The following is a 25,137-nucleotide window of genomic DNA, read 5'->3' on the forward strand; positions in this document are numbered from 1 at the left end:
CCACCCACTGCCATGCCCACTTCACAGGACATGACGACAGATCTCGCTCCCGGCCTCCTCGATGCCCTCCAGCACCAGGTGGCCGTCTTCGCCCGGCGCGCGGAACAGACCCGGCTCGGTGGCGTGGGCCAGGTCCGCAACTCCATGGACCGTGCCGCCTACCTGCTGCTCAACCGCCTCGACCAGGAAGGCCCCATGGGCGTCAAGGCGCTCGCCGCGGGCATGGGCATCGACTCGTCGACCGTGACCCGCCAGGTCGCGCCGCTCGTCGACACCGGCCTGGTCAAGCGCACCTCACACCCCGAGGACGGCCGCGCGGTCGTGCTCCAGCTCTCGCCCCGCGGCCAGGCCCGTCTCGACGAGGTCCGCGCCTCGCGCCGGGAGCTGATGCGGCAGGTGACGGACGGCTGGACGGAGAGCGAGCGCGAGTCGTTCTGCACCCTGCTCACCCGCTTCAACACCGCCCTCTCCGCCCGCCAGGCCGGCCTGCCCCCGGCGGAAGCGGTGACTCCGCCGACCTCCTGACCAGGGCGGCGCCGCTGCCCCGGGCCGACCTCTTGACCAGGGACGCGGCCAGGGCCCTATATGAGGACGTGAGCGAGCGGCTTTCGTCCCGGGACCGCCGCCGCGCCAAGGAGTTCGACGCCTTCGTGGCAGGCGCGGCCGGCCGGCTGCTGCACGCCGCGACCCTGCTCACCGCCGAGCCTCCGGGCGCCAACCCGCACGCCCAGCAGCTGCTCACCACCGCGCTCGCCCGGACGTACGCCGACTGGGACCGGCTGCGCGGCGAGGATCCGTACGACCGCACCCGCCAGGAGCTCGCCACCCGCTTTGCGCGCGGCGCCTGGCGCCATCACCGGCCCCGCGGCGGCGTGCTCGCCCGGCTCACCGCGCAGGAGCGCCTGATCCTGGTACTGCGGCTGTACGAAGGGGTCGCCGAGGAACAGACCGCGGCGCTGCTCGGCATCCCGGCGGACCGGGTCCGCGCGATCTGCACCCGGGCCGTCGCCGTCATGCGCGGCACCCTGCCGAAGCCGACGCGGCCCCGGCTGCGGGCGGCATCATGAGCGGCATCCCGCCGAAGCCGACGCTGCCCTCGCTGCGGGCGACGTCATGAGTGGCGCCGACCGCAAGGAGAACGAGGTCCGCCGGATGATGGAGGGCCCCCAGCCCGTCGTGCCCGCCGATCTCGCGGTGCGTGCGGCGGCCCACGGCAGCCGGCTGGTACGCCGGCACCGCGCACTGCGCCGGGCGGGGTGGCTGCTGATCGTCGCCGCGGCCCTGGCCTTCGTGGTGTGGGCGACCGTGAACCAGCCGTGGCTGGTGCCGCCGTCGCAGACCACACCGCCGCTCGAGGGTTTCTGACCCGCGGAGCGCGGCCTGCTGCCGCACGTCACCAAGAGGCGATATTTACCCGATCCATCCGGATCTACCCTGGAGTGAGCGGCTTCAGAGCATGTCGAGGAGGCCCTCATGACCAGGAAAGTCGCCGATTGCCGCAAGAGTCCGAGCGTCTCGGGATGCACCCTCACCATCTCCGGCGAGGAAGACGAGGTCATCCGTGCCGCCGTCGAGCACGCCGTGTCCGTCCACGGGCACACCGACAACGCCGAGCTGCGGCAGATGGTCCGTGACTCCCTCGAGGACGAGAAGGTGACCGCCTGAGCAGGCACCCGTACATCGGGCCCCGGCCGTACCCGGCCGGGGCCCGATGCCGTCCGGCAGGAGTCGACTGCCTCAGCCGAGCGCCTGCTTGAGGTCCGCGATCAGGTCGTCGGCCGCCTCGATGCCCACCGACAGGCGCACGAGGTCGCCGGGCACCTCCAGCGCCGAACCGACCACCGACGCGTGCGTCATCCTCCCGGGGTGCTCGATCAGCGACTCGACACCGCCCAGCGACTCGCCCAGCGTGAACAGCCCGGCCCGGTTGCAGACCTCGACCGCCGCGGCCTCTCCGCCCTCGACGCGGAACGACACCATGCCGCCGAAGGCCCTCATCTGCTTCGCCGCGACCTCGTGGCCCGGGTGCTCCGGCAGCCCCGGGTACAGCACCTTGGTGACCTTCGGGTGCGTGGTCAGCATCTCCGCGATGCGCGTCGCGTTCTCACTGTGCCGGTCCATGCGCACCGGGAGCGTCTTGATGCCCCGCAGCACCAGCCACGCGTCGAACGGGCCGGCCACGGCGCCCATCGCGTTCTGGTGGAAAGCCAGCTCCTCGCCCAGGTCCGGGTCGGCCGCGATCAGCGCACCGCCCACGACGTCCGAGTGCCCGCCCATGTACTTGGTCAGGGAGTGCACGACGACATCCGCGCCGAGAGCGATCGGCTGCTGGAGGTAGGGGCTCGCGAACGTGTTGTCGACGACGAGCCTCGCGCCCGCCGTACGCGCCACGTCCGCGACCGCGGCGATGTCGGTGATGCCGAGCAGCGGGTTCGACGGGGTCTCGACCCAGATCACCTTCGTACGGTCGTTGACCGCGTCCCGCACCGCCGCCGGGTCCGAGGTGTCCGCCACCGAGAAGTCCACACCCCAGCGCTCGACGACCTTGGCGAACAGCCGGAACGTGCCGCCGTAGGCGTCGTTCGGGATCACCACATGTGCGCCGGGGTTCAGCAGGGTGCGCAGCAGGCAGTCCTCCGCCGCGAGCCCGGACGCGAAGGCGAGACCGCGCCGGCCGCCCTCGATCGCCGCGAGGTTCTCCTCCAGCGCGGTACGGGTCGGGTTGGCGCTGCGGCTGTACTCGTAACCGCCGCGCAGCCCGCCCACGCCGTCCTGCTTGTAGGTGGAGACCTGGTAGATCGGCGGCACGACGGCGCCGGTCAGCGGGTCGGCGGTGTTGCCCGCATGGATGGCGCGGGTCTCGAAGCTGTGCAAGGTGTGGTCGTCGCTCATGAGGAACGAGCGTAGTCCCGCCAGGGGTGGTACGCGGCCCGAGGCGTACGGACTCATGCGGCCTCGTGCGCGACCAACCGGACCCCACCCCCTGACCGGTCGGCACGGCCGGCGCGTCCGGGACAATGAAGCCATGGAGATTCTCTGGTTCCTGATCGCGATGTGCATGCTGGCCGCGGTCATCGGCCCCGTACTCAGGCGCCGCGGCGCAGGCATCCGGCTCGCGCGCCCCGGCTCGCCCGACGCCGCGGACCCGGACAACTACGGCTTCCTGCGCCAGGAACAGCTGGACGTGCGCCTGCCCGGACCGGACCAGGACCTCCTCGACGTACTCGACGTCGTCCAGCGCACCCAGGACTGGCGGGCCGCCGCCCAGCTGCTGGCGGGCACGCCCAAGGAGGGCGAGCTGCGCTGGCAGCGCGTCCAGGCGTTCGCCGGCGCGGCGTCGCTGGAACTCCAGCAGCAGCCCGGCACGGGCGGCGCGTGGCTGCGCGCCTGGCGTGCGGAGTCCCCCAAGGACGCGGGCGGCGCCCAGGTCCACGCCGAGTTCCTCGTCCAGCAGGCGTGGCGCTCGTCGGCCGCGGGCACGGACGACTTCCGGATCATCCTGGAGGAGGCCAGGTCCGTGTGCGCCGGTGCCGCGCTGCTGGCCCCCGGCGACCCGGTCCCGTACATCGTCGATCTGGCCGTCGCCCGCGGTCTGGGCGACTCGCAGGAGCAGTTCGACCAGCTGTGGGCGAAGGTCATCGACCGCGCGCCGAACCACATGGGCGCGCACCTCGCCGCCCTGCACTACCTGTGCGAGAAGTGGCACGGCTCCCGCGAGGAGGCCGACCACTTCGCGACGACCGCGGCGGCCCGCGCCCCGCAGGGCTCGCTGCTGGCGGCGCTGCCGCTGTTCGCGGTGTACGAGCACCTGCCCGAGCTCAACCTGGTCAGCGGCTTCTACCAGAGCGCGGTCGTCACCAAGGCGGTGGAAGGCGCGCTGTACGCGGTGCACTCGGCCCGCCCCGACGACCCGATGCTCGCGCACGTACGCCACCTGCTCGTGATGTTCCTGGTCCGCTCCGAGCGCTGGGCCGAGGCGATGAACCAGCTGGTCCACGTGGACGGCCACGTGGGCGCCCTGCCGTGGACGCACAACAGCGACCCGGCGGCCGAGTACACGGTCTACCGCGCCCTCGCGGTGGCCGGCTACGAGGCGAACGGCGGCAGCCCGGCGACGCTTCCGCACTGAGGTCCGGGGCGCTACGGAATTCCCGGTGGCACCGGGACGTTGATCCCGGTGCCGTCACCGTGAAGGAGAACCAGCCATGCTCTTCGGCCGTACGCCCGTGCTGCCCACCCCGGAGCAGGCCCTCAAGGGCCGCCCCGACCCGTCCTTCACCGTCCCCGACCGCCACACGGTCCTCGGCAACCCCCTCCTCGGCCCCTACCCCGAGGGCCTGGAGGTCGCGGACTTCGCCCTGGGCTGCTTCTGGGGCGCGGAGCGCAAGTTCTGGCAGACGAAGGGCGTGTGGACGACCCTCGTCGGCTACCAGGGCGGATTCACGCCGAACCCGACGTACGAAGAGGCCTGCTCGGGCCTGACGGGCCACACGGAGGCGGTCCGGGTCGTGTTCGACCCGTCGGTCGTCTCGTACGAGCAGCTGCTCAAGCTGTTCTGGGAGTCCCACGACCCGACCCAGGGCTTCCGCCAGGGCAATGACGTGGGCACGCAGTACCGCTCGGCGATCTACACCCACTCCCCGGCCCAGGAGTCCGCGGCCAAGGCGTCGCGCGAGGCGTACCAGAAGGTCCTGACGGGCTCGGGCCACGGCACGATCACGACGGAACTGCTCCCGGCGGAGGGCCGCCCGTTCTACCCGGCCGAGGCGTACCACCAGCAGTACCTCGACAAGAACCCGGGCGGCTACTGCGGCATCGGCGGGACGGGCGTGAGCTGCCCGATCGGGGCGGCGAAGGCCCCGTCGCCGGAGGCCCGAGGACCTCGCACGCCGTGACTCACACCGCCGTCGCAAGGTCGGCCGGTCTGTGGGTGTGCCCCGGCGGCCGGCGCCGGGACAATGGCGGAACCGAGAACGCGCACCGTCACAGGGAACACAGGGGGGACCTCCATGCTGTTCGCCAGAGGCCGGGATCTGCGTCTGCCCACCCCGACGAGGCCCCTCCGGGTCGCCCCGCGCCCGCGTACGAGGTAACCGGAGCGGCATGCCGTTCTGGGGACCCCGCTGCAAGGACCCTGGCCCCAGGGGCTCGAGGTCGGCGACTTCGCCCTCGGCTGCTTCTGGGGCGCCGAGCGCAGGTTCTGGCAGACGGCAGGGGTCTGGACCACCGTGACCGGCTTCCAGGGCGGCTTCACCCCGAACCCGGTCGACGACGAGATCCGGACCGGGCTGACCGGGCACGCGGAGACCGTACGCGTGGTGTTCGACCCGGCGAAGGTGTCCTATTCCGATCTGTTGAAGCTCTTCTGGGAATCGCACGACCCCACTCAGGGCTTCCGCCAGGGCAACGACGTCGGCACCCACGTCAGGTCGGTCCTCTTCACCCACTCCCCCGGCCAGGCCGCCGCGGCGGAGGCGTCCCGCGACGCGTACCAGAAGGCCCTATCCGCCTCGGGGTACGGCCGGATCACCACGGAGATCCTCCCGGCCGGGGAGCATCCGTTCTACCCGGCACGGGCGTACCACCAGCAGTATCTGGACCGGAACCCGGCGGGCTACTGCGGCGCCGGCAGGCCGGGAGTCAAGCTGTCCGCCGCTGTTCTCCCTGACAGCAGGACGACACCCCGTCCGGGCCATGGGCCGGGACGGACCACCTGAAGCATCAGCGCCGCCCGCCCGTTCAACCGTGGACCGTGACCGGACGGTCCGCGCGCAGTTCGGCGAAGAGCCTGGCCGACTTCGCCTTGTCCCAGACGATGGCGCTGCCCTTGGAGGTGGCCAGGCCGGTGGTTGCGACGGGGACGTTGAGCTGTTTCCCGTTGCCCGTGGACACCATGCGCATCGCCTTGAACAGATCGGACAGCTGGGGCAGTCCGGTCGACTTGTCCACGACGAGGGTGTCCAGGCCCGCGTCGGCTGTGCCGAACACGGCGGACGGGCTGAACAGGACGTCCTGGGACGCGGCCTTCGTGGCCAGGGCGGCGAGGAACTTCTGCTGGTTGCGGGAGCGGCCGAGGTCGCCCTCCTTCTCCTGGTGGCGCTGGCGTACGAAGGCCAGCGCATCACGGCCGTCAAGGGTGTGACAGCCCTTGGTGAGGTCGAGCCCGGACTTCTCGTCGACGATGCGCCGGTCCACGCACATGCGCACGCCGCCGACCGCGTCCACGATGCCGACGAAGCCGGCGAAACCGATCTCGGTGTAGTGGTCGATGCGCAGGCCGGTGTTGGACTCCACGGTGCGGACGAGGAGCTCGGGGCCGCCGAGGGAGAACGCCGCGTTGAGTTTGTTCTTCTCCCGCTTGTGGTGGACGCCGGTCTTCGGGTCGACGTAGGCGGGAATCGTGACCCAGGAGTCACGCGGCAGGCTGGTCAGCGTAGTGCCGTGGGCGCCGGTGTGCAGCACCATCATCGAGTCGGTGCGACGGCCCTCGGAGCCGGTCGAGGAGCCGGTGTGCAGGTCCTTGAACTGCTGCTCGCTCAGGCCCTCGCGGCTGTCCGAGCCCACGATCAGGTAGTTGGTGCCCTTGCCGGGGGCGGGCCGGTCCGGCAGCGCGGACAGGTCGACGTCGCTGTCGAGGCGGGAGTCCGCCCACACGTAGGTGCTCGCGCCGCCGAGCATGCCCAGCAGGACCAGCAGGCAGAGGGCGCGCAGAACGCGGCGGAAGCGCGAGCGCGGCTGCCTCGGCCGACGATCGCTGCGCTTGTATCCGCCGCCGTCGGCCGGCGGCCCGGCCGGCGCCGGCTCGTACGGGTCGGACGACGTCGGCGCGTACGGCTCGTAGGGAGTCGGCGCGTACGCGTCGTACGGGTCCTCGTGACCGAGGAGGGGTATCGGGGTCAGTGGGCTGGAATTCAGGGTCGTCACCTCGTAACCGGCAGGCCACGGTCGCCGGCCGCCTTGCCGATGTGCTGGGCCGCCGCGGCGGCCGTACCGGAACGGTGCATGCGCTGCCACTTCAACCGGCTGCCGCCCAGGAAGGCGACCACCGACTGGATGACCACGAGATACATCAGCTGCCGGTAGACCAGCAGTTGGAAGGGCAGCGCCCACAGCGTGCGGCGGCGCTCTCCGTCGAGTCGCAGAGCATACGCCGCCACGGCCATCTGCACGGCCAGAAAACCGATCCACGTCGCCATCGACTTCACCGGCGAGCTGGTGAACAGGGCGCTGTAGAGCATGAAGACGTCGATGACCGGCGCGAGGAGCGGCAACACCACCTGGAAGAGGAAGAGGTACGACAGGCCGCGCCGCCCGAACCGCCCGGCGGGCCCGACCTCCAGTACGGCTCTGCGGTGCTTCCACATCGCCTGCAGGGTGCCGTAGCACCAGCGGTAGCGCTGGCGCCACAACTGCCTTAGGGAAGTGGGAACTTCGGTCCAGGCGATGGCGGTCTCCTCGTACACGACCCGCCAGCCGGCCCGCCACAGCGCCATCGTGAGGTCTGTGTCCTCGGCGAGGGTGTCCTCACTGAGGCCGCCAACGCCCATGAGCGCGTCGAGCCGGAACGCGCCGATGGCGCCCGGCACGGTCGTCATGCACTCCAGGACCTCGAACATCCGGCGGTCCAAGTTGAATCCGAAGACGTACTCCAGGTGCTGCCAGCGCCCGAGGAGGCGCTTGCGGTTGCCCACCTTGGTGTTGCCGCTGACCGCGCCGACCGCCGGATGGGCGAGCGGCTGGATGAGGCGCTGAATGGCGTCCGCTTCGAAGACGGTGTCCGAGTCGACCATCACGACGTACGGGCAACGGGCGTACCTCAGGCCGTGGTTGAGGGCAGCGGCCTTGCCAGCGTTGGACTGGCACACCACCTGCACGCGCGGGTCCCGGTGGGCGTACTCGTTCGCGATCTCCACGGTGCGGTCCGACGATCCGTCGTCGATCACGATGATCTGCAGCCGCTGGTGAGTGGAGGCGAGCAGCGAGCGCAGGGTGCCGCCGATCCCGGCCTCCTCGTTGTACGCGGGGACGAGCACGGTCACCGGGTCGCGGATCTCACGCAGCCAGGGCGCGCCGGGACGGTATCGCTCCAGGCGTTTGACGTGCGCGCGGGCGAACAGGACCAGGACGAACAGGCGCAGCAGGCCGAGCCCGGCGGCGACGGTCAGCACCCAGGTGAGGGCGGCGACGAAGCTGCGGCCCAGCTTCTGGAACCAGATGAGCCCGGTGCCCAACCACCTTTCGATCGCGCCCACTTCGGCCATGGCGGGCGTCTTGGTGGTGCGGACGCCCTCGGAGATCGTGGCGAACCGCCGGGCGTTCGGGTCGGTGAGCAGTTTCCCGGTCTCGCGGTAGGCGACGGAGGTCTGGCTGAACTGGCGGACGACCCCGTCGGCGGGCTTGCGCCCGGACCGGTCCGCGGCGACCAGGAGGTAGCCGTCGGCCGAGGCGCTGCGCGCGACGGGCCACTCGGCACCGCACAGGGTGGGGACGGCGGTGGTCAACGGCATCCGCAGCAGCGAGGTGCGGAAGCCGTCGGCGCCGGCGAACGCGCTCTGTGTGAGGCGGAGCTCAAGGGTCCTGCGCGCTGCGGAAGCGGCGCCGAGGTCGGCGCCGGTGTAGGTGTTGGAGCCGATCTCGTGCCCTTCCGCCCGGATCTGCCGGACGAGGTCGGGGTACTGGGCGGCCTTGGCGCCACTGAGGAAGAACGTGGCGTGCGCGCGATGCTTCTTGAGCAGGGCCAGCAGTCGCGGGGTCCAGTACGGGTCGGGGCCGCCGTCGTAGGTGAGGGCGACGGTGCCCGCGGGCATCGAGGCCGACTTCACCCGGTCTCCGTGCACCGCGAGGACGGGGCCGGCGTCGGTGGCGGCCTGGGGCACCGGCTCGGTGCAGGCTGGTTTGGTCGGGGAGCCGTCGACCTCGTTCTGCGTCCAGCCCTGGAAGAGCAGGGCCCCGAAGAGGATGGGCAGGGTGAGGATGAGGAGCAGCCAATGCGCCCTCGGATCCCTTGCTTGCTTGTGCCGTGCCGCCATCAGGCGGCGCGCTCGGCATGGTTGTCCGGTTGGTTCAGACCTTGACCCGGCGGCCGCATCGGCCACCCGTTCTTCACGTACCACTCACACATGGGAGGCGAGTGTATTGAGTTCTCGACCTGCGATTTGGGGCATTGCGAAACAACTGGGACCGATGCGAGAGGTGATGTACGGCACACTTTCGGCGTCGGGTGCAACCATTTGCCGTCCTGGGCGACTACAGCCGGCCGCCGTCCGGAGCGCGAGAGGGCGGGCAGGCGCATCGCCACCGCGGAGCGGAACGTCCAGCTCGCGTCGATCCGGGTTGAAGCGGCCGCCACCTTCGCGCCGCGCCCGACCGAGGTGCTCAGCTGGTACGCGGCGCCGCCGACGCGACCTTGAACGTCTTGCACCCGGAACAGCGGGTTCAGCGCTTCGTGCGAGACAACAGCATCCCAGTACCTTTGTGGCCGCCCCATGACGGCTGGATGTCCAGCACAAGCACTGAGGGCGCCGGCGGGTAGGGCAACGCCCGGGGGGCTGCGGCCATCTCGGCCGACCGCGCCGTGACCGGTGCCGAGACGGTGAGCACATGACACAGACACCCGTGTTGCCGTCCGGGACGTCACCTCGCGCAGAGGTGCCGGCAGGCGGGAAGGAGCACTCCGACGCACTCGTCTCACTCGAAACGGAGTGACAAGTCGCGGCTTTCCGCACCGCATGTGAGGCTGGGTTCTGATCCAGGATCACCTCGGCCCGGCGTCTGCCGAGCGGGACACTCGAAAGGAGTTGTTCCTCCATGATTCCCGTCACCACGTCAGACGTGCGTATCGAGGCGTCTCTCGATCCGGGGCTGTCCCGATGGATGTGGCTGGTGAAATGGTTGCTCGCCATTCCGCACTACATCGTGCTGTTTTTCCTGTGGATCGGTTTCGTGCTGGTCACCCTCGTCGCGTTCTTCGCCATCCTGATCACCGGCCGGTATCCGCGGCCCCTCTTCGACTTCAATGTCGGCGTACTGCGCTGGAACTGGCGTGTCAGCTATTACGCCCATACGGCCCTCGGCACCGACCGGTACCCGCCGTTCACGCTCGCCGACGTGCCCGGTTATCCGGCGCACTTCGACATCGCCTACCCCGAGCGCCTCTCCCGCGGCCTGGTCCTGGTGAAGTGGTGGCTGCTGGCGATTCCGCAGTATGTCGTCGTCGGGATTCTGGCCGGAGGCTGGGGCAACGACGAAGGCTGGCGCTACAGCGGACTGATTCCCTTTCTGTCGCTGGTCGCTGTGATCATCCTGGCGGTCAGGGCCCGTTATCCGGTGCACCTCTTCGACCTTCTGCTCGGTCTGGCCCGTTGGGTCGCCCGGGTCACCGCCTATGCCGCATTGCTGACCGACCAGTACCCGCCCTTCCGGCTCGACATGGGCGGGCGGGAGGCGGCACCGGCGACGACGGCCTGACTCAGGTGTTCCATGCGATGGCCTCGCGAGCAGTGCTGAGCGACCTGTCCGCTCGCACTGACAGCCGGGGCCACATGGCACACCCATGTCCCTGATCGAGCATCTCCCCACAACAGACCGCGCCATTGGGTCACATGGCAGCGCCGGCTCGCCAGGACCGGGGCAAGCTGGATGTGCCGTCTCCACAAGGCAGGACGATCGGACCTGGCGACAGGCAAGAGTCTGGGACCGAGGTGGCGGCGTCTCCTGACCGCCCTGAGCCTGGGAATCACCGATCGCTTGACGGCGCGTGGGGTCTGGCCTGCGGCAACCATGCCGCCGTGGCTCCGCCGGCCGGCCGTGGCGTAGCCGGTAGTGACCGCTGTCTGTTGACCTGCTGTTCCGGTGCCCATCTGGTGCGCTGTGGTGCGACCCCTGCGGTTGGTGTCATTCCTCCGACTGTTGACTACCGGCCGAGTGGCCGCCGTGGTCTGTCCGGCGCGATCTTGACGCGGGCATCTCACCGTCTGGCGGGCCGCTGGTCGCCCGAGCGGCGGACGTTACCCTTTCCGCCGTCACCTTGGGAGGGAGCATGATGAGGGCTGGGCGAAGGTTGCGAATCGTTGCCTGGGTGGTGGGTCCGGTGGGGCTGGTACTGCTGGTGGGGGCGGTCGCGTTGCTCGGGACCGGCTATACGGGGGTCACGGTCGCGGGCTCGTCCATGGAACCGACGTATTCCGTCGGTCAGCAGGTCTTCCTCGAACGGATCGATGCCGGCGAGGTGCGGCGGGGCGACGTGGTGCTGTACCGGATCCCGGATCGCTACCAGGGTGCGGTGGTGTTGCAGCGTGTGATCGGTCTTGGTGGCGACCGTGTCGCGGCACGGCCTGGTGCGCAGCTCACAGTGAACGGGAAGCCGCTGGCTGAGCCGTACGTCATGGACGGTGATCCGTCCGCCGGATCTCCTGCGTATGGCGTAGTGGTTCCCAAGGGGCGGCTCTTCCTGCTCGGCGACAACCGCGGAAACGCCAACGACTCCCGCTTCTTCCTCAGCGAGCAGTCAGGCACGGTCGCGGCCACCGCGGTCCGGGCACGGGTCCTTGAGGACCGCACGGCCCTCCTGGCCCAGGTATCGACGGCGCTGTTCGGGCTTCTCCTCACCCTCATGGCACTCGCGTTGGGGATCGCCGCTCGGCGCGCACGACAGCAGCGCTGGCCCGCCCCCGTACTGCCGACGTCCGCGTGACCCAGTCGGTCCCGCGAGCAGAGCGGCGCCGCCAGACGGCCGACAAGGCATCAACAGGACAGCATGCGTCGGCCAGATGGCCGGTCAGGCCCCTCGGGCGGCGCCATCGACATGCCCCAGCTCATCCTGCCCGGAAGCTGTGACGGCTCTGCGTGCGATGTCGGGTGGCGACACCCGCACGTCACTGGCCGGCATGGTCGGGCGGCGCCGGCTGGGTAGCCGATGAAGGTGTCGTGGTCGCGGCCATCGTACGCTGGCAGCCCTGAGGGGCCCGGGCACGCGCCCGCCCCGTGGCCGGAGGCAGAGGTGGGCGGGCCGCAACCGCGCCTCGCCCTGCTGGAAGCCCGACATCCGGAACGCACGTCGCCCACACGCTCGACGAACCGTTCGCGGGCACGGATGCCACGATGGCGAGAACGGAGTGACGGGATACGGTCACGCTGCGTTGTGTGGGGGCCCGGGGTCGCATTCCCGCGGGCCACCCCACCTTCTTCGTACGCGTGACCGCCCTCGCTGCCGGTGCTCATCGCCGGACTGGCGCCGTTCAGGAGAAGAGTTGGGCAAAGGCGCCGATGACGACGGTGGCGACGGTGACCGCCGCGGTGAACGCGGCCGCGGCCCGCGTGAGGGCAGCGGGGTAGGTGGCGCCGTCCAGGCGGGCGAGTTTGCCCGCGCCGGCAGCCGCCAGGAGGGCGAACACGACGACGAGTGCTGCGGTGATCAGAACAACGGCGAGACCGGGCACGGCAAGCTCCCTGTGGGTGATGGGGTGTTGACGTCACCGAAGGTCGCGCAAACGGTGTTCGCCGGGGTTCGGCCGGGCGAAGGTGAACACCGACGAACACCCCGGCCGGGCGGACAGATGCATGACGAGCGGATGTGTTTGCGGTCAGAGTGGTGCGGAGTTCTACCGAACCTGCGGGGACCGATGGAGCTCGCCGGGAAGTGTGGAAAGGTGTCTGAGGAAGCTCAGCGGCGGCTTGGCACGGGGTCTCGGCCCGGCAGCGGATGCGGCGGCCGGTGTGGCCGTGGGCGGTCGGCACCGCATCTGCGGTGGGTCCGCGGGTGCCGCAGCTGACGTGATCGGCAGGGCGCCGGAAGGCGCTGAGCGGCGGCTGGGGGAGACATGAAGTTCGCTGTCTTTTCGATCGGTTATCACCTCCCGCACTCCACGGGCGGGGCCCCCATGCCCACCCGCACAGGCCTGGAGGACATCGTTGGGCTGGCGGAGGAGGTCGAGTGCCTGGGCTTCGACGCGTACGGCATCGGTGAGCGTCATGGACCGCCGTTCCTGGCCTCGTCGCCGGCAGTGTTGCTGGGAGCCGTTGCCGCTCGGACGTCGGCGATTCGGCTGATGACGACGGTGACGGTGTTGAGCGCCATGGACCCGGTGCGGGCGGCGGAGGACTTCGCCACGCTCGACAACCTGTCCGGCGGCCGGCTGGAACTGGTGATCGGCAAGGGAAACGACCCAGGGATGCTCGGCCTCTTCGGTGTCCGAGAAGGTGAGCTGTGGGACCGCCTGGCCGAGAACTACGCCTTGCTCCGCCGTCTTTGGTCCGAGCAGGACGTCCACTGGAGCGGGCGCTTCCGAACACCTCTGCAAGGGGCGACGGTGACGCCGCGGCCATGTCAGAACCACATCCGCGTCTGGCACGGCAGCGCCACAAGCCTCCACTCCGCGGACCTGGCCGCCCGCCACGGCGATCCGCTCTTCACCGCGAACGGCTCTCAGCCCATGGAGAAGTACCGGGTCCTGGTCGAGCACTACCGGGAGCGGTGGGAGCACTACGGCCGACCAGCCGCAGACGCCGTGGTGGGCGCGGGATCCGTGTTCCATGTCGCGCGCACATCCCAGCAGGCACGCAAGCAGTACGGCCCCGTCTACGCCTTCCTGGCCGGTACGGCCGCCGCGCGGCGCAATCGATCACCGTTCCAGGACCTGGACGACGCGATCCGCCACGGGCCTTTGATGGTGGGCAGCCCTCAGCAAGTCATCGAGAAGGTGCATCTGGCCCATCAGGCCTACGGCCACCAACTGCTCGGCCTCACCGTGGACGGACTTCCGCCCGCCGAACGGCGCGATTCCCTCGAACTGTTCGCCGCGGACGTGGCGCCCGTGCTCCGCCAGGAGCTGCCGGACTCGCTCCCCATGCGTCAGGACGGTACGTGAATCCGGTTCACGTCCGCTCTCCGGAGACCGCCGCGGCACTGGCCTCCAGATCGGCCGCGGAGGCCAGTGTGTGGGGGTGGTCCTCGCCCAACACCCGTCGCCGGCGCGCAAGGACGTCCTCATCCAGAACCCGGGCGGCCTCATAGTCGCCCAACGCGAAGAGATCCCGCCCCAAATTGCTGCCGGAGACCAGTGTGTGGGCGTGGTCGTCGCCCAACACCCGTCGCCGGCGCGCAAGGACGTCCTCATCCAGAACCCGGGCGGCCTCATAGTCGCCCAACGCGAAGAGATCCCGCCCCAGATTGTTGCCCGAGATCAGTGTCTGCGGATGGTCCTCGCCCAGCACCCGGCGCCGACGCGCCAGGATGTCCTCATCCAGAGCCCGGGCGGCCTCGAAGTCGCCGAGGACGTGCCGCACCCAGGCAAGGTTGCTGGCCGAGTTGAGGGTGGCCACATGGTCCTCGCCGAGCACCCGCCGGTAACGGGCGAGGGTCGCCTCGTTGAGTTCGTGCGCGGCCTGGTAGGCGCCCAGATGCTGCAGGATGAACGCGAGGCTGGTGGCCGAAGCCAATGTGTATGCGTGATCCTCCCCCAGCACACGCCGGAATCCCGAGAGCGTGCTCTCGTTCAGCTCTCGGGCCGCCTCGTAGGCCCCCAGAGCGCGCAGCACACGTCCGAGGTTGTGGGCGGCACGCAGCGTGTCCGGATGCAAGCCGCCCAGGGTCTTCGTCCAGCGGGCATACGTGCGCTCGGACAGGCTCCGGGCGCTGGGGTACTGGCCTGTCACATGCAGATAGCGGCAGACATCGACGAGCAGGGCGCGGAACTCCTCCGGTTCCGGCGTCTCGGAGCTGCCTGGCGGCTCCGTGTCTTCTGCGAGGGCCTGTGCATGTGGAGTGAGCGCGGCGTATGCGGGCCACACGCGGGGGTCGTCCGGGTTGCCCGGTCGGGCGGTGGCCAGAAGTCTTTGCGCATCGATGCGTGCGACCACCTGTTCCTCCTGGCTGTGAAGGCTGCGCAGCAGCGCCTGCACAAGCCGGTGCACCTGCAGATATATGCCGGAGCGCTGAACAAGTCCCAAGCCGGTCAGCGAGCGGACGATCCGGGCCGTCGCAGCCACATCGCCCAGTCGGACGCCGCCGGATCCCGGGGTGGTCGCCGCTGACGGTGAAACCGGCAGAGGCAACGGCGCGCAGTACGCCATCCGGTCCAGGAAGCTGCCGGCCTCCGGGCACGCGGTACGCAGGCGCTCACGGCCCACGGTCACCACCTTGGCCAGCCCCGGGTGCAGGTCGAGTGTGGGATCCGCCAACCCTGCCTCCGCGGGTCTGGTCCCGAGCAGAGCCACGTAGTCGCCTGCTTCCAGACAGCTTTCGGCCAGGAAGCACCCGGCTTGCTCCACTGCCAGAGGCAGGTCGCCGACGGCCTCGCAGACTCGCTTCGCCTCGTGATGTGGCAGATCCGGGCACCGGCGTTGCAGCAGCGCGAGCGACTCCTCCCGGTCGAACGTCGAGAGCCGGATCATGTCCGGCGTGAGCCTGCCGACAGCAGGGCTGCGTGAGGTGATCAACAGGCGTCCGCAGTCGAGCGGCGGCACCTGGTCGGCACCCCTCGGGTCGTCGAGGTTGTCGTAGATGAGCAGCCAGTCGTCACGCTGGGAGAGCGCGGACCACAGGCGGCGGATCAGTACGGACTGCTTTCCCGGGGCCGAAAGCCCCAGCAGTTCGGCAAGTTCAGCCAGGCAGCTCTCCGCAAGCGCGGAGTGCTCGGCATGAACCCACCAGACCAGCCCATAGCCGGAGGCGTAGCGGTAGGCGTACTCGGTGGCCAGCTGGGTTTTCCCGATGCCACCGAGACCTTGCAGCGAGAGCGTTCTTCCGCCGGCCTCCGAGCCGGTATCCGTTCGCCGCATGAACCGGTGCATCTGCTCAAGAACCGCACCGCGGCCGGTGAAGAACGGATTGCGCCGCGGCACGTTCCAGACAGCGGGTACCCGACGGATCGAGTCGCCTTCGCCCGAGGAGACGTCGCCGCATGATGTGGCGACGTCGAGGAGGTCCAGCAGCGGATCCGCCTCCATCCCCAGCGCCCTCGCCAACGCCGTCACGGTGCGTGCACTGGGAGCCGGGTTCTCGTCGTTCAGAGCCTGGCTGACCGTAGTCCGCCCCAGCCCTGCCCGCACGCGAACCTGCTCGACCGACCATTCCCGGCGCGCCTGCGCCCGACGAAGCCGCTCCCGTAACTCGGCCAACGCCGCATCCTGCGTGATCCGCCCGCGCACCCTCGCCCCCTCAGCCCTCACCGTCATCGCTCTCGCTCACCGGGTCGGCCGCCAGGATTCGGCATCGCCGACGACGTGGCGCCGCGGCAGTTCCTTGGGCACGGGGGCCTGGGGGCGGGCGCAGGGAATGACGCCAGGTCGGTTCGGCGTGTGGCTGCTCACCTGCCAAGGGTAGGAGCGGCCCGCGCAACGGGTCCGGCGTTGCGCCCCCAGCGAAATCCGGTGCCCGCAGACGGGACGGGCACCCGGCTCACGTGCTTTCGGTGCGCGGCTGGAACCGCCCACGGGGCGTGGAAAGCGGGTGGTCGTTCCGGGACGGGATGCAGGCGTCGCCACGTACCGGAGTGGCCGGACCGCCGGGCGGCCGCCATGGGACCTGCTGACACCGGCGTTGGGCCAGGTCCGGCGGCCTCGGCCTTTCGGCAGGAGGTCATCATGCACGCATCATGCAGCGGCCTGGTTCTCCCGCAGCAGGGCCGCGGTGCCGGCGGCGTCGTAGCCGGGGGCGACCCCGTCGACGAGGACCGCGTCGCCCGCCATGTGGCGGGTGCACAGCGGGATGAGCTCCTGGTAGGCGGCGGACTCGTACCAGTCGTGTGCCTCGTTCATGCCAGGGAAGCCGATGATGACGAGAGCGCCGGGCCAGGCGCCCTCGCGGATCTCGACGGTCGCGCCCTGGACGAGGAAACGGCCGCCGAAGGGGTCGAGGGTCGACTGGATGCGCTCCATGTAGGCGAACACGTCGTCGTCCAGACGGGCGGCGGGGTGCAGGTGGCCGACGGCGTACGCGGTCATGGTGCCCTCCGGGGTTCGGAGTGGGTGCGGCGCGGTGCGGTGCCTCGATCCTGCCGGGGGCGGCGGTGCCTGGCGATTACCTGCGAGGTAACCGCCAGGCCCGCCCCGGCGGAGGCCACCGCCAGACGCCGCAGACGTGACCACCGGAGCAGCGGCGGAGGCGACCGCTGGACCAGGCACGGAGAAGCAACCGCCGGCCCCGGCCCCGCAGTCGGCCTCGTGTGGGTGCGGGTGGGCGTCAGATCGTCGCCGTGTCGATCACGAATCGGTAGCGCACGTCGCTCGCGAGCACCCGCTCGTACGCCTCGTTGATCTGCTCCGCCCTGATCAGTTCGATCTCCGCGCCGAGGCCGTGCTCCGCGCAGAAGTCGAGCATTTCCTGGGTCTCCCGGATGCCGCCGATCATGGAGCCCGCGAGCGTCTTGCGGCCGCCGATGACGGAGAACAGGTTGAGGGAGATCGGCTCCTCGGGCGCTCCGACGTTCACCATGGCACCGTCGGTCTTCAGCAGGCCCAGGTACTTGTCGAACGGCAGCGGCGCGGACACGGTCGACACGATGAGGTCGAAGGTGCCGGCCAGCGCCCGGAACGTCACGTCGTCGCCGGTGGCGTAGTAGTGGTCGGCACCCAGCTTGAGCCCGTCGTCCTTCTTGCGCAGCGTCTGGGACAGCACGGTCACCTCGGCGCCCAGCGCGTGCGCGATCTTGACACCCATGTGGCCGAGGCCGCCGAGGCCGACGATGGCGACCTTCTTGCCGGGGCCCGCGTTCCAGTGGCGCAGCGGCGAGTAGAGGGTGATGCCGGCGCAGAGCAGCGGCGCGGCCTCGTCGAGCGCCAGACCGTCGGGGATGCGGACGGTGTAGTTCTCGTCGACGACGATACGGGTGGAGTAGCCGCCGTAGGTGGGCTCCCCGTTCTTGTCGAGGGCGTTGTACGTGGCGGTCCCGCCCCGGGTGCAGTACTGCTCCAGACCCTGCCTGCAGTGCTCGCACTCGCGGCAGGAATCGACGAAGCAGCCGACCCCGACCCGGTCGCCCACCGCGAACTTGGTGACCCCGGACCCGACCTCGGCGACGGTGCCGGCGATCTCGTGGCCGGGGACCATCGGGTAGATGCCCCGGCCCCAGCCGTCGCGGGCCTGGTGGATGTCGGAGTGGCAGATGCCCGCGTACTTGATGTCGATCAGGACGTCGTGCGCACCGACGGCGCGGCGGGGGACGGTCGTGCGCTCCAGCGGGGCGCCCGCGGCGGGAGCGGCGTATGCGGGGACTGTGGAAGCGTTCGTGGTCATGGCGTCGAGCCTGGCCGACGGGAGACTCGCCACCCAGCCCCCTGGTGTGCCTACGTCTGCTGTACCTACCACTGGCAGGGACAGGCTCGCCCCTCCGGGCTTCCGCGCGACCCGGAATACTTGCTGTATGGATCAGCGTGCCGAGCTCAGTGAATTCCTCCGGTCCAGGCGGGCCCGCCTGAAGCCGGCGGACGTCGGGCTACCCGATTTCGGGCGCCACCGGCGCGTGCCGGGGCTGCGCCGCGAGGAGCTGGCGCAGCTGGCCGGGGTGTCCGTCGCGTACTACACGCGTCTGGAACAGGGCAACGGCCAGAACGTGTCCACCGAGGTACTGGACTCGATCGCCCGCGCGCTGCGCCTGACGGACACGGAGCGGGCGCATCTGACCCATCTGGCCAAGCCGAAGGCGAAGAAGAAGCGGGCGGCCGCGGCCAGGCCGCAGAAGGTCCGTCCTCAACTCCAGCATCTGATCGACTCGATGGAGACGGTACCCGCGCTGCTCCTCGGGCGGCGGCTGGAGATCCTCGCGTGGAACCGCATGGCCCGGGCGCTGCTCGGCGACTTCACGGCGATGGAGCCGGAGGAGCGCAACATGGCCCGGCTCATCTTCCTCGACCCCAACGCCCGCGCCCTGTACCTCGACTGGGAGTGCAAGGCGATCGAGGTGGTGAGCGTGCTGCGGCTGTGCGCCGGCTGCTATCCGGACGATCCGCAGCTGACGGCGCTGGTGGGCGAGCTGTCGGTCAAGAGCGATGATTTCCGCTCGCTGTGGGCGGCGCACACGGTGCAGGACAAGGGCCACGGCAGCAAGCGGCTGCACCATCCGCTGGTCGGTGAGATGACGCTGGCGTTCGAGACGCTGAGGTTCCCCGACGACCACGACCTGTCGCTGGTCACGTACCACGCCGAGCCGGGCAGCCGCTCCGCGGAGTCGTTGCGGCTGCTGTCCGGCTGGGGCGTGGACGAGGTGGCGAACGCGGACGTGCGGTGAGTCGCGGCAGGCCGGCTACAGCGTGGCCTGGAAGTACGCCACGGTCCGTTCACGCCGGTAACCGAGGCGTTCGTTGACGGCCAGCATGGGGCCGTTCTCGTCCGCGACGGTCGTGCCGATCTCCCGTACGCCGGGACGCGCGGCGGCCAGGACCCCCATCATGTGGCGTTTGACGGCGGTGCCGAGACCGCGACCGCGGTGGGCGGGGACGACGACGGTGTCGTACTGCAGCGCCCGGGTGTCCGAGGGGTCGCGCAGGACGAGTTCGGTGTAGGCGGCGACGGTCTGCGCGGGGGGCGCGCCGTCAAGGACCGCCGCGGACAGGATGACGCCGTCGCGGTCCTCGACCACCTGTGCCGCGGCGCGGACCCGTGCGGCGTCCCAGGCAGGGACGGCCCGGTCCATGTCGCCGGTCGGTGCGTCCTGCATGGCGTTGTGGGCCTCGGCGAACGCGTCGGCCAGCGCGTCGGGCACCACGCCGGTCCAGTGGGCGAGGGCGTAGCCGTCGGGGAGGGCGGGCGGGACGGGGCGGGCGGCGAGCGCGTCGGAGACGTTCTGTACGTACCAGGCGAGCGGGAGCACGTTCTCGAAGCCGAGGCGGCGGGCGAACGTCTCGCCGGGACCGCCGAGTTCGACGACCGCTGCCACGGACGTCCGTCCGTCCCCGGCGAGTTCGGCGTGCGCGGCCTTCCACAGCCGGGCGCCGGTGCCGCGGTTCCTGGCGCGTGGGTGCACGGCGAGGACGTCGAGGAAGGCGGCGTGCCGGTTGGCGGCGTCGTCGAACAGGACGAGGGTGGCCACGCCGTCGTACGAGCCGTCGGCGGCCACGGCGGCGAGATGGACGGCATGGGTGCGTGGGCTGGGGAAGCGGAGCTTGCCCGTGCTCTCCGCCCGGCCGGGCGGGGGCACGGCGGCGGGCAGGTCATGTGTGTGGGCGGTGCGGACGACCTCGTACCAGGCGTCGACGACGCGGTCGGCGGGCGAGGAGGGCAGGCGTGTGACGGTCATCCGCCGGACGCTACGGACCGTGGCGGGCCGCCGCAGGTGAATTTACGACGGTCTGCCGGAGGGGGCGCGCGGGCGTGCGGCGCGCTGAGGCGTGGGAGCGCGGGGAGCGCGGGAGGCGAGCGCGCCGAGCGGCGGCCAGGCACCGGACCCGGCCGCGAACCGAAGCGCCCCAGCAGCCGGGCACGCGCAGGAGCGGCCAGGCGCGCAAGCGCCGGAGGCCCCGTCGGATACCGGCCGCCGCCGGACTCCGGCCGCGGGCCGAGGAACCGGAGCGCCCGCCGCGGGGGCCGGACCCCGCCCCCGCCACTCACCACGGCGCCTGCCCAGGCGCGCGCCCGCAGCAGAAGCCCACCGAATGCCCACCGCCGCCGGGCACCGGTCACCGTCCCAGGAACCGGAGCACCCGCCGCGGGGGCCGGACCCCGCCCTCGCCACGCACCACGGCGCCTGCCCAGGCGCGCGCCCGCGGCAGAAGCCCACCGAATGCCCACCGCCGCCGGGCACCGGTCACCGTCCCAGGAACCGGAGCGCCCGCCGCGGGGGCCGGACCCCGCCCTCGCCACGCACCACGGCGCCTGCCCAGGCGCGCGCCCGCAGCAGAAGCATCAGGCACCAGGCCCGGTCGAGAAACGGAGCGCCGACCGCCGGGCCAGGCACCAGGACCGGTCGCCAACCGAAGCACCCGCCGCCGGGCCCCCGCAGCGCACGCGAAAGCGGCGGCCCCCGTCTCCGGGTGCCGCCGCTTGTCGGGCGTGCGCGGGGCGGATCAGACGGCGGAGCCGGCCTTCCACTGCGCCCAGTCCAGGTTCCAGCCGTTCAGGCCGTTGTCCGGCTTGATGGTGGTGTCCTTCGAGTTCTTCACGATCACGACGTCGCCGATGAGCGAGTTGTTGTAGAACCAGGCGGCGGGCTGCTTGGGATCCTTCGCGCCCTTGACGTCGTTCAGACCCACACAGCCGTGGCTGGTGTTGGCGCTGCCGAAGACGGAGTCGGCACCCCAGTAGTTGCCGTGGATGAACGTGCCCGAGGTGGACAGCCGCATGGCGTGCGGGACGTCCTTGATGTCGTACTCGCCCTTGCCGTCGTCGTCGGTGAAGCCGACCGTCGCGCCGTTCATCCGGGTCTCCTTGAACTTCTCGGAGATCACCATCTGACCGTTGTACGTCGGGTTCTCCGGCGAGCCGGCGGAGATCGGGATGGTCTTGACGGTCTTGCCGTCCTGCGTGACCGTCATGGTCTTGCTGGCGGCGTCGACCGTGGAGACCTGGTTGCGGCCGATCGTGAAGGTGACCGTCTTCTGCTGGACACCGAAGACGCCGTCGGCGCCCTCGACGCCGTCCAGCTCGAGCTTCACGGTGACGGTCGATCCCTCGGCCCAGTACTGCTCTGGGCGGAAGTCCAGACGCTGGCTGTTGAACCAGTGACCGACGACCTCCTGGCCGCTGCTTGAGGTGACGGTGATGCCGGACTGAACGGCCTTGCGGTCGGTGATCGCCTTGTTGAAGTTGATCGAGACCGGCATGCCGACGCCGACGGTGGAGCCGTCCTCGGGCGTGAAGTTCCCGATGAAGCTGTTGGCCGGCGAGACGGTGGTGAAGGAGGAGTTCTCGTGGGCCTCCAGGCCCGCGGCGTCCTTCGCCGTCGCGGCGATCTTGTACGTGGTGGAGCGCTCCAGCTGGCCGTCCGGCTGCCAGCTCTTGCCGTCCGAGGAGAGGGTGCCCGCGACCGCCGTGCCGTCCGCGGTGGTCATGGTGACCTTGGTCAGGGTGCCGTCGCTGACAGTGACCTTCGCGGCGTTGTTGATGCTGGCGTTCGTGGAGCCGTTCTTCGGCGAGATCGTTATTCGGGCCTTGGAGACCTGCTTGGCCGCCGCCTCGTCGACCTCGGCCTGTGACGCCTTCGAGCGCTCGGCGCTGCCCGCTTCCTCGTCCCCGTCACTGCATGCGGAAAGCACCAGCACACCGCCGAGCACGACGGATACGGCCATCAGGCCCTTGCGCCGCTTGCTGTCCGTCATCACACGCTTCTCCATCGCTCCCGATTCCCCTGACCCTCTTCCATGGAAACCCCCATCTCGGGGCATCCGGTTCCCCATCCCCAGGGATGTGGGAAATACCACTGCTGGCGGCGTGACCCCCGCCACCCACTTCACCGCAGTGATCGACGCTCCATCGGCCCCGACGGTTGCAGCGTTCCCACCGATTCGGCCGGGAAATTTCCGGCTCCCGGTTCGCCTGCCCGGCGAACCGGGACCCGAAGCGCGTCATCCCACCGAGGTCGGCAGCCGTGCCGGCCACGACAGGCCTCCGCTCCTTCCACCATCATCCCTCGCGCCGGAGCCGGCCCCGTACACCCCCTTCCCGTTCCGGCCACAACCGCCTACTGCCCCTTACCGCCGCCGTCGCCCTCGTCTTCGTCCTCGTCATCCGCGTCGTCCTCGTACTCGTCCCGGATGCCGTCGAAGTCGTCGTCGAGATCCCACTCCTGCGCCTCCGGGTCGTATGCGACCTGCTCGCTGCTCCAGGACGCCTGCGCCAGCTCCACGCCGGGCACCTCGGCGACGAGGTCGAAGGGGTCGATGAGGTACGCCAGGGCTTCCGCCTCGTCCTCGCGCACCGCGGACTGCGCGTGCGTGCGCTCCTCGTCCGGCATGAACTCGTCGGCCGCGATCCGCTCCAGGGCCGCTCCGGTCAGGGCTTCGGTGTCCTCGATCTCCAGTACCAGTTCCACCCGCAGTCGCACAAACCGTGATGTCTCAGAAGTCGTCATGGAGCGGAGCGTAGGGTGCCCGGCCGCTCGGCTTTCCCGCGACCCGCTGCTTTCACTAGCATCAGCCCACCCGGCCAATTCGAGGATGCCTCAAGGGGGATCGAGTCCGTGTCCGTCGCACGTCGACCGCTGCTGACCGCCACTGCCGCAGGGACTTTGCTGTGTGCCCTGTGGTTCGTCCCCTCGGCGAACGCCACTGCCGAGAGACAGGCCCCGCAGCAGTCCGGCGCCGCGTCCCGGACCGCCCAGGAGGCCTCGGGCGGGCAGGAGATCTCGGGTGACCAGGAGCTCCGGCTCGCGGAGACGGGCAGCGCGGACACCACCCCGTACGTGATCGGCGGGACGGCCTTCCTGACGATCGGCGCCGGTTTCGTGGCGTACTCGATACGCGCGCGCGGCGAGTACGCCGTCTGAGACCCGGTCCTCGCCGAAGGGGCCGCCCCGCCGTCATCGGCGGGGCGGCCCCTTCGCGCGGATGTCGGGCCCGCGGCTCGTGTGGCGTCAGGCCAGCGGCCCCGTGACGGGCTCCACGGCCGCGACCAGCCTGCCCTCCCGTACGAACGCCTCAGCGGCCTCCAGGTCGGGCGCCAGGAAGCGGTCCGGGCCGGGTCCTTCGACACCGGCCGCGCGAAGGGTTTCGATGGCCGCCTTCGAGGCGGGGGCCGGGGTGAGGTGGCGGCGCAGCTCGATGGCGCGGGTCGCCGCGTACAGCTCGACGGCGATGACGCGCGTCAGATTGCCGACGGCGGTACGCAGCTTGCGGGCGGCGGACCAGCCCATGGAGACGTGGTCCTCCTGCATGGCGGAGGAGGGGATGGAGTCGGCGGACGCCGGGACGGCGAGCCGCTTCATCTCGCTGACCAGGGCGGCCTGCGTGTACTGGGCGATCATCAGGCCCGAGTCGACGCCGGCGTCGTCGGCGAGGAACGGCGGCAGGCCGTGGCTGCGGTTCTTGTCGAGGAGCCGGTCGGTGCGGCGCTCGGAGATGGAGCCGAGATCGGCGGCGGCGATGGCGAGGAAGTCCAGGACATAGGCGACGGGCGCGCCGTGGAAGTTGCCGTTGGACTCGACCCGACCTCCCCCAGAGCCTCCGGCCTGGGAGGTACCCCCAGGGAGGACTACGGGGTTGTCGACGGCCGAGGCCAGCTCGCGGTCGGCGACCAGGCGGGCGTGCGTCATGGTGTCGCGGCCCGCGCCCGAGACCTGCGGGGCGCAGCGCACCGAGTACGCGTCCTGGACGCGGGGCGCCTCCTCCTCCTGGAAGTGGCCGGTGAGGCCGGATCCCTTGAGGACGGCCAGCATGTTCGCCGCGGCGGCGCCCTGGCCGGGGTGGGGGCGGATGGCGTGCAGCTCGGGCGCGAGGACCTTCTCGGTGCCGAGCAGGGCCTCCAGCGTCAGCGCCGCGGTGATGTCGGCGGACTTGTAGAGCCGGTCCAGGTCGGCGAGGGCCATGATCAGCATGCCGAGCATGCCGTCGGTGCCGTTGAGGAGGGCGAGGCCCTCCTTCTCGCGCAGCTCGACGGGCTCGATGCCGTGCTCGGCGAGCAGCTCTCCGGCGGGGCGCACGGTGCCGTCGGGGCCCTCCGCGTCACCCTCGCCCATCAAGGTGAGCGCGCAGTGGGACAGCGGCGCGAGGTCGCCGGAGCAGCCGAGGGAGCCGTACTCGTGGACGACGGGGGTGATGCCCGCGTTCAGCACGTCCGCCATGGTCTGCGCGACCTCGGGACGTACGCCGGTGCGGCCGGAGCAGACGGTCTTCAGTCGCAGGAACATCAGTGCCCGCACGACCTCGCGCTCGACCCGGGGGCCCATGCCGGCGGCGTGCGAGCGGACGATGTTGCGCTGGAGCTGGGCGCGGAGCTCGGGGCTGATGTGCCGGGTGGCGAGGGCACCGAATCCGGTGGAGACCCCGTAGACGGGCTCGGGCTTCGCGGCCAGGGCGTCCACGATGGAGCGGGCCTCGGCGAGAGCGGCGCGGGCTTCGTCGGAGAGCTCGATGCGGGCACCTTCGCGGGCCACGGCGATGACGTCATCGGCGGTGGTACCGGACATCCCCACCACGACTGTTTGCATATCCATATTCAGCAGCGTACGGACTGAATCCGAACCTGTCACCCGTCCGGCCCCGGCCCGCCCC

22 protein-coding genes and 1 pseudogene are annotated in these 25,137 nt (G+C 70.7%); 12 read left to right on the top strand and 11 right to left on the bottom strand.

Annotated features, from left to right (window positions below):
* The first annotated feature begins 12 nt into the window (after positions 1-12).
* From ACH5AF_RS32265 to ACH5AF_RS32280, 4 genes are all read left to right on the top strand, one after another.
* Positions 13-525, top strand: a complete 513-nt coding sequence (locus ACH5AF_RS32265; protein ID WP_398906677.1) for a MarR family winged helix-turn-helix transcriptional regulator — start codon at positions 13-15, stop codon at positions 523-525.
* Positions 526-593: 68 nt separating this feature from the next.
* Complete coding sequence (locus tag ACH5AF_RS32270) at positions 594-1,067, top strand: sigma factor-like helix-turn-helix DNA-binding protein (protein ID WP_398906679.1); 474 nt, start codon at positions 594-596, stop codon at positions 1,065-1,067.
* A gap of 46 nt (positions 1,068-1,113) precedes the next feature.
* Positions 1,114-1,365 carry a hypothetical protein gene (locus ACH5AF_RS32275; RefSeq protein WP_398906681.1) on the top strand — a complete coding sequence of 84 codons (252 nt, stop codon included), beginning with the start codon at positions 1,114-1,116 and terminating at the stop codon, positions 1,363-1,365.
* A gap of 108 nt (positions 1,366-1,473) precedes the next feature.
* Positions 1,474-1,665, top strand: a complete 192-nt coding sequence (locus ACH5AF_RS32280) for a DUF1059 domain-containing protein (protein WP_398906682.1) — start codon at positions 1,474-1,476, stop codon at positions 1,663-1,665.
* 72 nt (positions 1,666-1,737) lie between these two features.
* Here ACH5AF_RS32280 and ACH5AF_RS32285 read toward each other — a convergent pair whose 3' ends face one another.
* On the bottom strand, positions 1,738-2,892 hold the full coding sequence (locus tag ACH5AF_RS32285) for a cystathionine gamma-synthase (protein ID WP_398906684.1): 1,155 nt from the start codon (positions 2,890-2,892) through the stop codon (positions 1,738-1,740).
* Positions 2,893-3,025: 133 nt separating this feature from the next.
* Between ACH5AF_RS32285 and ACH5AF_RS32290 the strand changes: the two genes are divergently transcribed.
* The 3 genes and pseudogenes from ACH5AF_RS32290 (at position 3,026) to msrA (ACH5AF_RS32300) (ending at position 5,717) form a co-directional block, all read left to right on the top strand.
* On the top strand, positions 3,026-4,129 hold the full coding sequence (locus tag ACH5AF_RS32290) for a hypothetical protein (RefSeq protein WP_398906686.1): 1,104 nt from the start codon (positions 3,026-3,028) through the stop codon (positions 4,127-4,129).
* Between the two features lie 76 nt (positions 4,130-4,205).
* Complete coding sequence (msrA, locus tag ACH5AF_RS32295; RefSeq protein WP_398906688.1) at positions 4,206-4,895, top strand: peptide-methionine (S)-S-oxide reductase MsrA; 690 nt, start codon at positions 4,206-4,208, stop codon at positions 4,893-4,895.
* 117 nt (positions 4,896-5,012) lie between these two features.
* A pseudogene (gene msrA / locus ACH5AF_RS32300) lies at positions 5,013-5,717 on the top strand (peptide-methionine (S)-S-oxide reductase MsrA).
* A 22-nt stretch (positions 5,718-5,739) separates the two neighbouring features.
* Here the strand turns inward: msrA (ACH5AF_RS32300) and ACH5AF_RS32305 are convergent.
* Together ACH5AF_RS32305 and ACH5AF_RS32310 are read right to left on the bottom strand one after the other, a co-directional pair.
* Positions 5,740-6,924 (bottom strand): LCP family protein, encoded by a 1,185-nt coding sequence (locus ACH5AF_RS32305; RefSeq protein ID WP_398906690.1) that lies wholly within the window; start codon positions 6,922-6,924, stop codon positions 5,740-5,742.
* A complete protein-coding gene (locus ACH5AF_RS32310; RefSeq protein ID WP_398906692.1) occupies positions 6,921-9,029 on the bottom strand; it encodes a bifunctional polysaccharide deacetylase/glycosyltransferase family 2 protein in 2,109 nt (702 codons plus the stop codon). Before ACH5AF_RS32310 ends, ACH5AF_RS32305 begins: the two co-directional genes overlap by 4 nt.
* A 778-nt stretch (positions 9,030-9,807) precedes the next feature.
* Between ACH5AF_RS32310 and ACH5AF_RS32315 the strand changes: the two genes are divergently transcribed.
* Both ACH5AF_RS32315 and lepB read left to right on the top strand, forming a co-directional pair.
* Entirely contained in the window at positions 9,808-10,467 is a 660-nt protein-coding gene (locus tag ACH5AF_RS32315; RefSeq protein ID WP_398906695.1) for a DUF4389 domain-containing protein, read from the top strand.
* Positions 10,468-11,089: 622 nt separating this feature from the next.
* Positions 11,090-11,692: a signal peptidase I gene (gene lepB / locus ACH5AF_RS32320; protein WP_398906697.1), complete on the top strand. Its 603-nt coding sequence runs from the start codon at positions 11,090-11,092 to the stop codon at positions 11,690-11,692.
* A gap of 544 nt (positions 11,693-12,236) precedes the next feature.
* Here lepB and ACH5AF_RS32325 read toward each other — a convergent pair.
* Positions 12,237-12,437 carry a hypothetical protein gene (locus ACH5AF_RS32325; RefSeq protein ID WP_398906699.1) on the bottom strand — a complete coding sequence of 67 codons (201 nt, stop codon included), beginning with the start codon at positions 12,435-12,437 and terminating at the stop codon, positions 12,237-12,239.
* A gap of 381 nt (positions 12,438-12,818) precedes the next feature.
* On the opposite strand from ACH5AF_RS32325, the gene ACH5AF_RS32330 reads away from it, so the two are divergent.
* Positions 12,819-13,865, top strand: coding sequence for an LLM class flavin-dependent oxidoreductase (locus ACH5AF_RS32330; RefSeq protein ID WP_398906701.1), 1,047 nt, complete (start codon positions 12,819-12,821; stop codon positions 13,863-13,865).
* Between the two features lie 7 nt (positions 13,866-13,872).
* Here ACH5AF_RS32330 and fxsT read toward each other — a convergent pair whose 3' ends face one another.
* From fxsT to ACH5AF_RS32345, 3 genes are all read right to left on the bottom strand, one after another.
* Positions 13,873-16,146, bottom strand: coding sequence for an FxSxx-COOH system tetratricopeptide repeat protein (fxsT, locus tag ACH5AF_RS32335; RefSeq protein ID WP_398906703.1), 2,274 nt, complete (start codon positions 16,144-16,146; stop codon positions 13,873-13,875).
* A gap of 444 nt (positions 16,147-16,590) precedes the next feature.
* The gene (locus tag ACH5AF_RS32340; protein WP_398906705.1) at positions 16,591-16,941 is read right to left on the bottom strand and encodes a DUF1330 domain-containing protein; all 351 of its coding nucleotides are present in this window, start codon (positions 16,939-16,941) and stop codon (positions 16,591-16,593) included.
* A gap of 238 nt (positions 16,942-17,179) precedes the next feature.
* Positions 17,180-18,232, bottom strand: coding sequence for an NAD(P)-dependent alcohol dehydrogenase (locus tag ACH5AF_RS32345; protein ID WP_398906708.1), 1,053 nt, complete (start codon positions 18,230-18,232; stop codon positions 17,180-17,182).
* A gap of 127 nt (positions 18,233-18,359) precedes the next feature.
* On the opposite strand from ACH5AF_RS32345, the gene ACH5AF_RS32350 reads away from it, so the two are divergent.
* A complete protein-coding gene (locus ACH5AF_RS32350; protein ID WP_398906710.1) occupies positions 18,360-19,223 on the top strand; it encodes a helix-turn-helix transcriptional regulator in 864 nt (287 codons plus the stop codon).
* Positions 19,224-19,238: 15 nt separating this feature from the next.
* Here ACH5AF_RS32350 and ACH5AF_RS32355 read toward each other — a convergent pair whose 3' ends face one another.
* From ACH5AF_RS32355 to ACH5AF_RS32365, 3 genes are all read right to left on the bottom strand, one after another.
* Positions 19,239-20,231 (bottom strand): GNAT family N-acetyltransferase, encoded by a 993-nt coding sequence (locus ACH5AF_RS32355; RefSeq protein ID WP_398906712.1) that lies wholly within the window; start codon positions 20,229-20,231, stop codon positions 19,239-19,241.
* A 766-nt stretch (positions 20,232-20,997) separates the two neighbouring features.
* Positions 20,998-22,263: an Ig-like domain-containing protein gene (locus tag ACH5AF_RS32360; protein ID WP_398906713.1), complete on the bottom strand. Its 1,266-nt coding sequence runs from the start codon at positions 22,261-22,263 to the stop codon at positions 20,998-21,000.
* 347 nt (positions 22,264-22,610) lie between these two features.
* Positions 22,611-23,000, bottom strand: coding sequence for a hypothetical protein (locus ACH5AF_RS32365; protein ID WP_398906715.1), 390 nt, complete (start codon positions 22,998-23,000; stop codon positions 22,611-22,613).
* Positions 23,001-23,108: 108 nt separating this feature from the next.
* Between ACH5AF_RS32365 and ACH5AF_RS32370 the strand changes: the two genes are divergently transcribed.
* Positions 23,109-23,414, top strand: a complete 306-nt coding sequence (locus tag ACH5AF_RS32370; protein WP_398906717.1) for a hypothetical protein — start codon at positions 23,109-23,111, stop codon at positions 23,412-23,414.
* 87 nt (positions 23,415-23,501) lie between these two features.
* Here ACH5AF_RS32370 and hutH read toward each other — a convergent pair whose 3' ends face one another.
* Positions 23,502-25,073 (bottom strand): histidine ammonia-lyase, encoded by a 1,572-nt coding sequence (gene hutH, locus ACH5AF_RS32375; protein ID WP_398906792.1) that lies wholly within the window; start codon positions 25,071-25,073, stop codon positions 23,502-23,504.
* Between the last annotated feature and the right edge of the window lie 64 nt (positions 25,074-25,137).

Source organism: Streptomyces sp. NPDC018833, from assembly GCF_044390825.1.
In the GTDB taxonomy this organism is placed as follows: Bacteria; Actinomycetota; Actinomycetes; order Streptomycetales; family Streptomycetaceae; genus Streptomyces.

Excerpts from the sequence above, each read along its gene's own strand:
- ACH5AF_RS32265 (WP_398906677.1), top strand. The coding sequence starts at position 13 with ATGCCCACTTCACAGGACATGACGACAGATCTCGCTCCCGGCCTCCTC.
- ACH5AF_RS32275 (WP_398906681.1), top strand. The coding sequence starts at position 1,114 with ATGAGTGGCGCCGACCGCAAGGAGAACGAGGTCCGCCGGATGATGGAG.
- ACH5AF_RS32280 (WP_398906682.1), top strand. The coding sequence starts at position 1,474 with ATGACCAGGAAAGTCGCCGATTGCCGCAAGAGTCCGAGCGTCTCGGGA.
- ACH5AF_RS32285 (WP_398906684.1), bottom strand. The coding sequence starts at position 2,892 with ATGAGCGACGACCACACCTTGCACAGCTTCGAGACCCGCGCCATCCAT.
- ACH5AF_RS32290 (WP_398906686.1), top strand. The coding sequence starts at position 3,026 with ATGGAGATTCTCTGGTTCCTGATCGCGATGTGCATGCTGGCCGCGGTC.
- msrA (WP_398906688.1), top strand. The coding sequence starts at position 4,206 with ATGCTCTTCGGCCGTACGCCCGTGCTGCCCACCCCGGAGCAGGCCCTC.
- ACH5AF_RS32310 (WP_398906692.1), bottom strand. The coding sequence starts at position 9,029 with ATGGCGGCACGGCACAAGCAAGCAAGGGATCCGAGGGCGCATTGGCTG.
- ACH5AF_RS32315 (WP_398906695.1), top strand. The coding sequence starts at position 9,808 with ATGATTCCCGTCACCACGTCAGACGTGCGTATCGAGGCGTCTCTCGAT.
- ACH5AF_RS32330 (WP_398906701.1), top strand. The coding sequence starts at position 12,819 with ATGAAGTTCGCTGTCTTTTCGATCGGTTATCACCTCCCGCACTCCACG.
- ACH5AF_RS32340 (WP_398906705.1), bottom strand. The coding sequence starts at position 16,941 with ATGACCGCGTACGCCGTCGGCCACCTGCACCCCGCCGCCCGTCTGGAC.
- ACH5AF_RS32345 (WP_398906708.1), bottom strand. The coding sequence starts at position 18,232 with ATGACCACGAACGCTTCCACAGTCCCCGCATACGCCGCTCCCGCCGCG.
- ACH5AF_RS32350 (WP_398906710.1), top strand. The coding sequence starts at position 18,360 with ATGGATCAGCGTGCCGAGCTCAGTGAATTCCTCCGGTCCAGGCGGGCC.
- ACH5AF_RS32355 (WP_398906712.1), bottom strand. The coding sequence starts at position 20,231 with ATGACCGTCACACGCCTGCCCTCCTCGCCCGCCGACCGCGTCGTCGAC.
- ACH5AF_RS32360 (WP_398906713.1), bottom strand. The coding sequence starts at position 22,263 with ATGGAGAAGCGTGTGATGACGGACAGCAAGCGGCGCAAGGGCCTGATG.
- ACH5AF_RS32365 (WP_398906715.1), bottom strand. The coding sequence starts at position 23,000 with ATGACGACTTCTGAGACATCACGGTTTGTGCGACTGCGGGTGGAACTG.
- hutH (WP_398906792.1), bottom strand. The coding sequence starts at position 25,073 with ATGCAAACAGTCGTGGTGGGGATGTCCGGTACCACCGCCGATGACGTC.